Here is a 2,042-nt window from a genome sequence, read left to right on the forward strand (position 1 = left end):
CTCTGCTAACACGTAAGTGGATGTATAGGGTGTGACGCCTGCCCGGTGCCGGAAGGTTAAGTGATGGGGTTAGTCTTCGGACGAAGCTCTTGATCGAAGCCCCGGTAAACGGCGGCCGTAACTATAACGGTCCTAAGGTAGCGAAATTCCTTGTCGGGTAAGTTCCGACCTGCACGAATGGCGTAACGATGGCCACACTGTCTCCACCCGAGACTCAGTGAAATCGAAATTGCTGTGAAGATGCAGTGTTCCTGCGGCAAGACGGAAAGACCCCGTGCACCTTTACTATAGCTTTACACTGGATTTTGAACATTTTTGTGTAGGATAGGCGGGAGGCTTTGAAGCGTTGGCGCTAGCCAGCGTGGAGCCACCCTTGAAATACCGCCCTGAAATGTTTGAGGTTCTAACCTAGGCCCATTATCTGGGCCAGGGACAGTGTATGGTGGGTAGTTTGACTGGGGCGGTCTCCTCCCAAAGAGTAACGGAGGAGTGCAAAGGTACCCTCAGCGCGGTCGGAAATCGCGCAATGAGTGCAAAGGCAAAAGGGTGCTTGACTGTGAGACCGACGGGTCGAGCAGGTACGAAAGTAGGTCTTAGTGATCCGGTGGTTCTGTATGGAAGGGCCATCGCTCAACGGATAAAAGGTACGCCGGGGATAACAGGCTGATTCCTCCCAAGAGTCCACATCGACGGAGGAGTTTGGCACCTCGATGTCGGCTCATCACATCCTGGGGCTGAAGCAGGTCCCAAGGGTATGGCTGTTCGCCATTTAAAGTGGTACGCGAGCTGGGTTTAGAACGTCGTGAGACAGTTCGGTCCCTATCTGCCGTAGGCGTTCGAGATTTGAGAGGATCTGTCCTTAGTACGAGAGGACCGGGATGGACGCACCTCTGGTGTTCCGGTTGTCACGCCAGTGGCACTGCCGGGTAGCTACGTGCGGAAGGGATAAGCGCTGAAAGCATCTAAGCGCGAAGCCCACCTCAAGATGAGATCTCGCTAGCCCCTTGAGGGCTCTTAAGGGTCGTCCAAGACGAGGACGTTGATAGGCCAGATGTGTAAGCACGGCAACGTGTTCAGCTTACTGGTACTAATTGCCCGTGAGACTTGGTCATATAACGCTCAAGCGTTTTTGCGCAACCGCGCAGTGTTCGATTGCACACAGATTGTTTCCAGTTTGCCTGGCGGCCATAGCGAGTGGGAACCACCCGAACCCATTCCGAACTCGGAAGTGAAACCACTCAGCGCCGATGGTAGTGCGGGGTCTCCCCGTGCGAGAGTAGGTCACCGCCAGGCTCTATAGTAAAAGCCCCGAGCATCCGCTCGGGGCTTTTTTTATGTCTGCGAGCCGCGTTGCGTGCGTTGTCAAGGATGCTTCATTACCCGGGCGTAATATGGGGCCGGCCATGCCCGAAGATGTTGATCCCTTCGTCGTCGTTCGAAGGCGCCGCGGGTGAGATCGGTGCGTGCTGGTCGAGCGGGCGAGCCGTTGCGTCTTAAGATTTGAATCGGGATGTCGCGGGTTGCCGAGCCCGTGAGGGCTCAGGACCGGCAAGACTGCCGTTTCCACTTGCGGTCCGCATGTGACGAGATGTCTTGGAGTCGACGGAAAGCCGGGCCGAATGACGGTTCGGACCGTCGCCCATTCAGGCCGTAACGCACCAAGACCGCGGCCGCCGTTCGACTTGTCGTTGGCCGGGCTGCGATTTGAATAGGGGCCGACGCATACTCGGGTCCGTGAATCTCCGTAAGCAAGGGTTCTATCAAGGTTGGGGTGGAAATCCACGCCGGGGCTTCTTCATGCGTGCTGGCGCAGACCGGATGTATGCCGTCGTCGGCCGAACCGTACGCGTACGGCGGGTGACAGACAGCGGCAGGGTCGTCGCGCTCGCGCGCGATTATCGACGGTCCGCGGTTCGGCTCAGCGTGGCTATGATGTCATCGTTACCGACAGCCCCCTGTAGGGCGATCCACCGACCATGCCCCGGTTTTAGTAGCGTTTTGATCCAGAGCCCTTGGGTTTAGATTGCCGCTTTTGCGGCCAT

At 57.1% G+C, this 2,042-nt stretch carries 2 rRNA genes (1 of these 2 running past the window's edge); both read left to right on the forward strand.

Going from position 1 to position 2,042, the window contains the following annotated elements:
* Positions 1-1,112: ribosomal RNA gene (locus SAHL_RS16350) — 23S ribosomal RNA — on the forward strand; it begins 1,783 nt to the left of the window's first position.
* Between the two features lie 65 nt (positions 1,113-1,177).
* Positions 1,178-1,293 (forward strand): 5S ribosomal RNA (rrf, locus tag SAHL_RS16355).
* The last annotated feature ends 749 nt before the right edge of the window (positions 1,294-2,042 follow it).

The organism is Salinisphaera orenii subsp. halophila YIM 95161 (assembly GCF_003732545.1).
GTDB lineage: Bacteria > Pseudomonadota > Gammaproteobacteria > Nevskiales > Salinisphaeraceae > Salinisphaera > Salinisphaera orenii_A.